Annotated in this window: 4 protein-coding genes; all 4 read right to left on the bottom strand. The window is 64.5% G+C overall.

Annotated elements, in window-relative coordinates; translation table 11 throughout:
• Positions 1–101: 101 nt before the first annotated feature.
• The 4 genes from RDW26_RS06725 to RDW26_RS06710 all read right to left on the bottom strand — a co-directional run bounded on the left by RDW26_RS06725 (position 102) and on the right by RDW26_RS06710 (position 7,840).
• Positions 102–1,457: an ATP-binding protein gene (locus RDW26_RS06725; RefSeq protein ID WP_307982998.1), complete on the bottom strand. Its 1,356-nt coding sequence runs from the start codon at positions 1,455–1,457 to the stop codon at positions 102–104.
• A gap of 452 nt (positions 1,458–1,909) precedes the next feature.
• A complete protein-coding gene (locus RDW26_RS06720) occupies positions 1,910–2,944 on the bottom strand; it encodes an asparaginase (RefSeq protein ID WP_307982997.1) in 1,035 nt (344 codons plus the stop codon).
• Positions 2,945–3,255: 311 nt separating this feature from the next.
• Positions 3,256–5,967 carry a formate dehydrogenase subunit alpha gene (fdhF, locus tag RDW26_RS06715; protein WP_307982996.1) on the bottom strand — a complete coding sequence of 904 codons (2,712 nt, stop codon included), beginning with the start codon at positions 5,965–5,967 and terminating at the stop codon, positions 3,256–3,258.
• On the bottom strand, positions 5,960–7,840 hold the full coding sequence (locus RDW26_RS06710) for an NAD(P)-binding protein (protein ID WP_307982995.1): 1,881 nt from the start codon (positions 7,838–7,840) through the stop codon (positions 5,960–5,962). The genes fdhF and RDW26_RS06710 overlap by 8 nt, the downstream gene beginning before the upstream one ends.
• Positions 7,841–7,908 lie beyond the last annotated feature (68 nt).

Genomic DNA, 7,908 nt, shown 5'->3' with positions numbered 1-7,908 from the left:
CGACAACGGCCCGTTGGCCTGCCCCACGCAGGCCAACGGGCCATCTTGCAACGCCGCGCCTATCGCCGGCACCCATTTCCCCAACTTGTTCGACTGCCTCTCTACGGCAATGCCGGAGCAAACGAGAAATCTCCCGCACTTTCCTCCGTCAACTCATCCAGGCAAAACGTCATGTACAGCGGAGCGTACGTGACCCGCCCTTCCTGCGAAAGGTTGTTGCGAGACAACACCACCGCTTCTGGAATCTTATAACCCCGAATGTCCAGAAGATGATTCAGCGCCGCATGCGCCCGGACCTTCTTACCTGATTTCACCTCGACGGGAACGACCTTCCCGCTTCTCCCCTCTATAAGAAAGTCCACTTCACCAGCCTGTTCGGACTGGTAATACCATAAAGGAATGCCCAAAGCCGTCAGCTCCTGCGCAACCACGTTCTCGTACACGCCGCCAAGGTTAGGGTCTTTCATGTCAAGATAAATCGACCGCGCCGTGCTTTGCGGATAGCGCGATACGAGCATGCCCGTATCCGATTCGTATAATTTGAACTTCGATGCCTGCTCCGTGCGCTTCAACGGGCATCGCGCTTCGGTGGTTTGCAGCACCTGCAAACCGACCCCGGCGTTCACCAGCCACAGAAAATCGTGATGGAACGACTCCATACGTGCCGCATCGCGTAGCGACGACAGCTTGAACCGATGCGCTGCCCCTTCAAGCTGCACGGGGATCTGGTCGAAAATCGCACGGACCTCGAAAGCGCGATTACCTGCATATTTGCCGATGTCTTGCGCGTATTGCCGCACAAGCAACGTCTGCATCGCACGCGTTTCCGCAAGCGAATAGCCCGAACCCACGTACTTCTGTACCACCTCGGGCATGCCGCCTGCCACGATATATGCGCGATAGTTTCGCATCATGATGTCGTGAAGATATCCTTCCACCGGCTTTCGCTCGCGCAAGCACTGCCTGACTTGATCCAGAAATCGCTGCTCAACGCCCACGGCCCAGCAAAACTCCTCGAAGTCCATAGGACGCATGACCAGCTGTTCGATGTAACCCACTGGAAACGACGAGATCCCTTTGAACTCGGTACCCAGCATGGAGCCTGAAAATACGAACGAATAGCGCCCATCTTCTGTAAGCGCCTTCATGAGCGTGACGATTTCCGGATATTCCTGAATCTCGTCGATAAAAATCAGCGTTTTGCCCTCGACAAGCGGACGATCGGACAGCAAAGCGACGCGATTGATGAAGTCCATTGCGTTTTCGGCACCGATCAGCGCTTCCCTTGCGGTTTTGTCGAGCAGAAGATTCACCTCGAAGTAGCACGCGTATTCCGCTGTTCCGAATTCACGGATTGCATAACTTTTCCCAATTTGGCGTGCACCAGTGACAAGCAAGGCCTTTTTCGAGTGATTTTTCCAGTTGACCAGCTGTTTTGTAACTTTTCGTCGCAACACGGACAACCTCCACCGCATGAATTGGAAAATAGAATGCATCGATTATCGCACGAATCGGGAAATAGCATCAGCCTAATTCTGCACTTTTCCGCAAATAGGAATCGCATAAAACAGCATTTTTTTGAAAATAGGAATCATCGTAAACTGCATTTTCCTGCGAATAGAGCGAAAGCGCCGGGCGACCATCGCGACGAACCCCGCAAAACGCCCCGAGATCGACAACGGCCCGTTGGCCTGCCCCACGCAGGCCAACGGGCCATCTTGCAACGCCGCGCCTATCGCCACAGCGCCGAAACCCCAATCGCGAAAAGCGACACGTTCTCCCGTCTCTTTTCACGTATGCGTATGCGCCTTCCTTGCGATCTCGTCCTTAAAATGTGATGTATCACACTTTTAAGGACGAGTATTTGCAATTTCAGACTGAGATGAGATTCTAGGCTATCCCCTCGCCCTTAGCAGCTGGCGAACAGTTCCGCCAGCTGCTCGCGGTCCACGACGCCGTCGGGGTCGGCCGCTTGCGCAAGCGCCCACATGGTCTTCGCCAACAGCGCCTCGGTGGTAGCGCTGCCGCCCATGAGCACGCCCGGGCGGTCGCAGAACGCGCGACCCACCTCGTACACGCTCAAGTCGGCGCCCTCGTACGGGCACTGCGTGGTCATGACCAGCGTTTTCCCGACATCCACCCATGCGAGCAGCGTTTCGGTGATGCCATCGTACTCCGGGATGCCTCCCAGCCCGAAGGCCTCCACCACCAGCGCATCGCACGCGGGGCGCAGCGCGTCGACGACCAGCGCGTCCATGCCCGGCGTAAGCTTGAGCACCGCCACCCGCGGGTTGAGCGCATCGTAGAAGCGCACGGTCGAAGGCGCACCGCCAACCTCCTCCGCGGCGCAGGCCCTTGCCGCCCCGCATATCCGCCCGCAAACCCCATCAGCCCATTCAACCCGTCCGTCGCGCACGCGCCCCAAGTCGGGAACGTTCAAGCTGTCGAAGGCCTCGAAGCTGCGGGTGCGCACCTTACGCGCCGCCGTCCCCGAGATCACCTTGCCCCCGAACGCCACCATCACGCCCACGGCGACATCATCGCAGGCCACACGCACGGCATCGAGCAGATTGCGCTTGCCGTCGGTTCCAGGGTCGCCCATGGGCAGCTGCGAGCCGGTCAGAACGATGGGCTTCGGGCTACCCTGCACCAGGTACGACAGCCCCGCCGCCGTGTACGCCAGTGTATCGGTGCCGTGAAGGACCACGAACCCGTCGAAGTCGTCGTAGCTCCGACGCACCTCGCCCGCGATGGTCAGCCATCCCTCCGGGCGCATGTTCGTGCTATCCACGTTCATGACCTGCGCCACCTCGACATGGCAAACCTGCGCCACCTCAGGCACGAACGCCACCAACTGCTCGCCGGTCAACGCCGGCGCTAGGCCGCTGCCTTCCTCGGCCGACGCGATGGTCCCGCCCGTCGCAATCACCAAAACCCGTTTCATATGCGCCCCTTCCCCTAAACGATCCGCGAATCCATTAAGCAAGTTCCGATTCCGCTACTGTACCCCGAGATACGCGCAACCAAGCCCTCGAACCCGCGAATCCCTGAAATGGCTGGCACGGGCGCCCACACCGAGACCAAACCCGCAACCAACCACGTAGCCGGACCCACAACCAACCCGATGTAACCAGCCGCAATCCAGCACAGCGCCCCTCGCGAACGCAAAAAAGCGCCGGCAGCATCCGCGGCCGGCGCCCCTTGGTTGCGAGGTCGCCGCCAAGCGGCGCCCCTCGCTCGATCTCGCTCTATCCCTTACGCCTTTTCCACCCTCACGGCGCACACCTTGTACTCCGGCGTGGCCGAGATGTTGTCGAGCGCGGCGTTGGTCAGCCAGTTGGCGTTGCCGTCCTGGAAGTGGAACGGCATCCACACCTCGCCGGGGTTGGTCTTGCCCGACACGCGCGCCCAGCTCTCGATGACGCCGCGGCGGCTGCTCACACGCACGCGATCGCCGTCGGCGATGCCCGCGGCAGCGGCGTCCACATCGTTGATCTCGATGAACGACGTGCCGTCGATCTGGTTGAGCCCATCGGTGCGGCCCGTCATGGCCTGCGCGTTGTACTGCGCGAGCACGCGGCCGGTCATCATGACGAGCGGGAACTCATCATCAGGCTGCTCGGCCGACGGACGGTACTGCGCCAGCGAGTATCCGCCCATGCCGCGCGAGAACTTCCCCTCGTGCATGATGCGCGTGCCCGGATGATCCGGACCCGTGCACGGCCACTGCAGACCCTGGCCCGCCACGGCGGCGGAGTCCAGACGCGCATGGCTGATGCCCGCGTACGACGGCGTCAGGCTTGCCACCTCGTCCATGAGCTGCGCGCCCGTGAGCGTCGGCTGGTCATACCCCATGCGGCGCATGATGTCGGCGAACACCTCGGTGTCCAGACGCGCGCCCGCCGGACCGTCCACCGCTTTGCGCACGCGCTGCACGCGACGCTCGGTGTTGGTGAACGTTCCCTCCTTCTCCGCATAGCTGCGACCAGGCAGGATGACGTCGGCATACTTCGCCGTCTCCGTCATGAACAGCTCCTCGCACACGAAGAAGTCCAGCGACTCCAGCGCGCGGATGACGTGGCCGGTGTCCGGGTCGGTGCGCACCGGGTCCTCGCCGAACAGGAACAGGCCGCGGATGCGCCCGTCGATCATGGCGGGGAAGCACTCGGTGGCCTTCAGGCCCGCGGCCTGGTTCAACTCGACGCCCCATGCGGCCTCGAACTTCGCGCGCATCTCGGGGTTGGCCACCTTCTGATAGCCCGTGAAGTCCGCCGGGCCCGCGCCCATGTCGCACGCGCCCTGCACGTTGTTCTGGCCGCGCAGCGGGTTGATGCCGCAGCCGGGACGGCCCAGCTTGCCCGCGGCCAGCGCCAGGTTCGACAGCGCCATAACGCCCTCGGTGCCCGTGGAGTGCTCCACCACGCCTAGGCAGTAGACGATAGGGGCGCGCTCGGCCGTCGCGTACATCTCGGCGGCCGCCTCCAGGTCACGCGCATCGATGCCGCAGATCTCGGCCACGCGCTCGGGGGTGTAGTCGGCCACCATGGCGGCAAGTTCGTCGAAGCCCTCGGTGCGGCTTTCCACGAACTCGCGGTCCACCAGGCCCTTCTGTATCAGCACGTTCACCATGCCGTTCGCGAACGCCACGTTCGTGCCGGGACGCAGCTTCAGGTGGATATCGGCCTTCTTCGCCAGCCCGATCTCGCGCGGGTCCACCACGATCAGCTTCGCGCCACGCTCGACCGCCTGTCGCAGGCGCATGCCCATGACCGGGTGCGCCTCTTCCGGATTGCTGCCCACCAGCAGGATGACCTGCGAATCCTCGCACACATCCTTGATGGAGTTCGTCATTGCGCCCGAACCAAGTGTAGTTGCCAGACCGGCAACGGTAGGGGCGTGTCAAACACGTGCGCAGTTATCGACATTGGGGCTGTCGAATGCGCACCTCGCCATCTTCTGGAAGAGATAGATATCCTCGTTGGTGGAACGCGAGCACGCGAACGCCGCGATGCTCTCGCCGCCATGCTCCTCCTTGAGCTCGGCAAACCTACGCGCCACCAGGTCGAGCGCCGTATCCCAATCGGCCGGCTCGAACTCTCCGGTCTCGGGGTTTTTCACCAGCGGGGTGGTGATGCGGTCAGGGGAGTTCACGAAGTCGAAGCTGCCGGAACGGCCCTTCACGCACAGCAGGCCGTCGTTGGACGGGCCGTCGGCTGCCTGCACGTCCACGATCTGGTCGCCCTTCACCACCAGGTCCAGCTGGCAGCCCACGCCGCAGTGCGGGCAGGTGGTGCGAACGGTATGGGTGTCCCATTCGCGGTACAGCCCGCGGCGCTTCTCCACCAGGGCGCCCGTCGGGCACGCCTGCGCGCAGTTGCCGCAGCTCTCGCAGATGGTGGCGTCCCAGTTCGGCCCGAACGGCGCGCGGATGGTGGTGCGCACGCCGCGCTTGCCGGTTTGCAGCACATGGTTGCCGGCCGCGTTGTTGCACGCGCCCACGCAGCGCTGGCAGGCGATGCACAGGTTGGGGTCGAAGCGCAAAAACGGGTTGGAATCCAACACCGGCTTGCGCGTTTGCGCAACGGGGAAGGTGGGGTGCGAAACGCCCACCTCGCGCGCCACGGCCTGCAGCTCGCAGGCGCCGTTCTTCACGCAGCTGAAGCAGTAGTCGGTCGAATCGAGGCCGTGGTTGGAGATCAGCAGGTCAACGGCCATGCGGCGATACTTCAGCACGCACTCGGTGGCCGTCTGCACCTGCATGCCGTCGACCACGCGCGTGGTGCACGCGGGCACGGGGGCGTCCTGCCCCTCGACGTCGACCACGCACACGCGGCACGATCCGATGGCGCTGCGCTCAGCCAGGTAGCACAGCGTGGGGATGTGGATGCCGGCCTCGCGGGCGACTTCCAAAACGGTCTGGCCCTCGCGCGCCTCGAGCGCGCGGCCGTCGATGGTGATGTTAAGCATACTGGATACGCCCCCCTTCGCAGGCGCCGGCGCCGAAGTGGTCGCAGCGCAGGCAGCGGCCGCATTCTTGCATGGCCTCCTCCGTGCTCATGGGAACCTCGACGGCATCGAAATCGTTCTTGCGCTCGCGCGCGGGGCGCTCGAGCACCTCCACGCGGCCGTACGCCGCGCGGTCGTTGGGCTGGGCCGGCGGAACCGCCACGCCGCAGTCGAGCGTGTGGTTGAAGCCCAGCATATGATCGATGTTACGCGCGGCCACCTTGCCGGCGGCGATGGCCTTGATGGCCGACGCCGGGCCGGTTTGGCAGTCGCCGCCCACGAACACGTTCGCACCCGCGGAGGCGTCGGCGCCGCGGGCGGCAATCGCCTCGGCGTCCATCTGCGCGTGCAGCTGCTCGTCGGCCTTGAACTCGCCCCATTCGGCCGCCATGCCGAACTCCTCGAACGGCGCGGACACGATGTTCTGGCCCACGGCGATCAAGATGATGTCGGCGGGGATGCGCATCTGCGGCTTGTCGGCGGCCACGGGCGCGGGGCGACCGCGCTTGACCGGGCCGATCATCTGCGGATTCGTCAGCAGCGCACAGCAGCGGCCCTGTTCGTCCTTCTCGATGGCGGCCGGCGCCTGCAGCGTGATCATCTCCACGCCCTCGGCGATGGCCGACTCGATCTCGGCCGGCAGCGCCGTCATGTCCGAGATGCGGCGGCGATACACCACCGACACCTCCTCGGCGCCGGCGCGCACCGCCGTGCGGCAGCAGTCCATGGCAACGTTGCCGCCGCCGATGACGGCCACCTTCTTGCCCGTGAAGTCGGGGTAATCGCCATCGCCGATGCGTCCGAGCAGGTCAACGGCGGAAAATACGCCCTCGGCATCCGTGCCGTCGATGCGCAGGCCCTTGCCGGTTTGCGCGCCGATGGCCACGTACACGGCATCGTAATCCGCGGAAAGCTGCGCCATGCGCGCGGCGTCCACGGGGCTTTCGGTATGTACGGTGATGCCGCCCACGGCCAGGATGCCGCGGATGTCCTCGTCCAAGCGCTCGCGCGGGAAGCGGTACGCGGGGATGCCGTAGCGGATCATGCCACCCAGCTGCTTGCGCTCTTCGAACACGTCAACGTCGTGGCCCATCAAGGCGGCGAAGTACGCGCAGGTCAAACCGGACGGGCCGCCGCCCACGACCGCCACGCGGCGGCCGGTTTCGGGCAGGCGCTGCGGCACGGGCACCTGGTCGGCGCGCGCGTGCTCGCAGGCGAACTCCTTGATGCCGCGGATGTTGAGCGGCGCGTCGATGAGCGTGCGGCGGCACCGCTGCTCGCACGGGTGCTCGCATACCAGGCCGCACGCGGTGGGGAACGGGTTGTCCTTGCGGATCATCTGCACGGCGCCGGCATAATCGCCCTGCGCCACCAGCGCGATGTAGGCGGGCACGTTCACGTGCGCCGGGCAGAACGTCTCGCACGGCACCGACTGGCCCACGCTGCGCTGGCATTCGTGCTTGCTCACATGGCTTTCGACCTCGGCGGCGAAGGCGTCCAGACCCTCCAGCAGGGCGTTCGCCGACTCGTAGCCGATGGCGCAATCGGACGTGTCGCGCACCATCTCGGCCAGCGCGCGCATGCGCTCGACCTCGGCGGCGTCTGCCTTGCAATCCACCAGATGGCGCAGCATGCCCGCCAACTGGGGCAGGCCGTCGCGGCACGGTACGCATTTGCCGCACGTTTGCAGCGCGCCCTCCTCGAGCAGCGTCAGCTGCTGCGCCAGAGGACACATGCCCGGCGGCATGGCGTCGACGCGACGTTTCTGCCGGTCCAGGAACCCGCCGATGCGGGCGTCGTCCGCCGAAGCGGGCGCAATGGACAATCTCGTCATTTCTCCCCCGTTTCGCCTGCTTATGCAGGCTCGCAACGCTTGTATGGGGACGGCAATGGTATAAGCCG

It is taken from the genome of uncultured Senegalimassilia sp. (genome assembly GCF_902464545.1).
Classification (GTDB): Bacteria; Actinomycetota; Coriobacteriia; order Coriobacteriales; family Eggerthellaceae; genus Senegalimassilia.
Note: the sequence above shows the minus strand (reverse complement) of the source record. Positions and strands in the feature narration are given on the sequence as shown.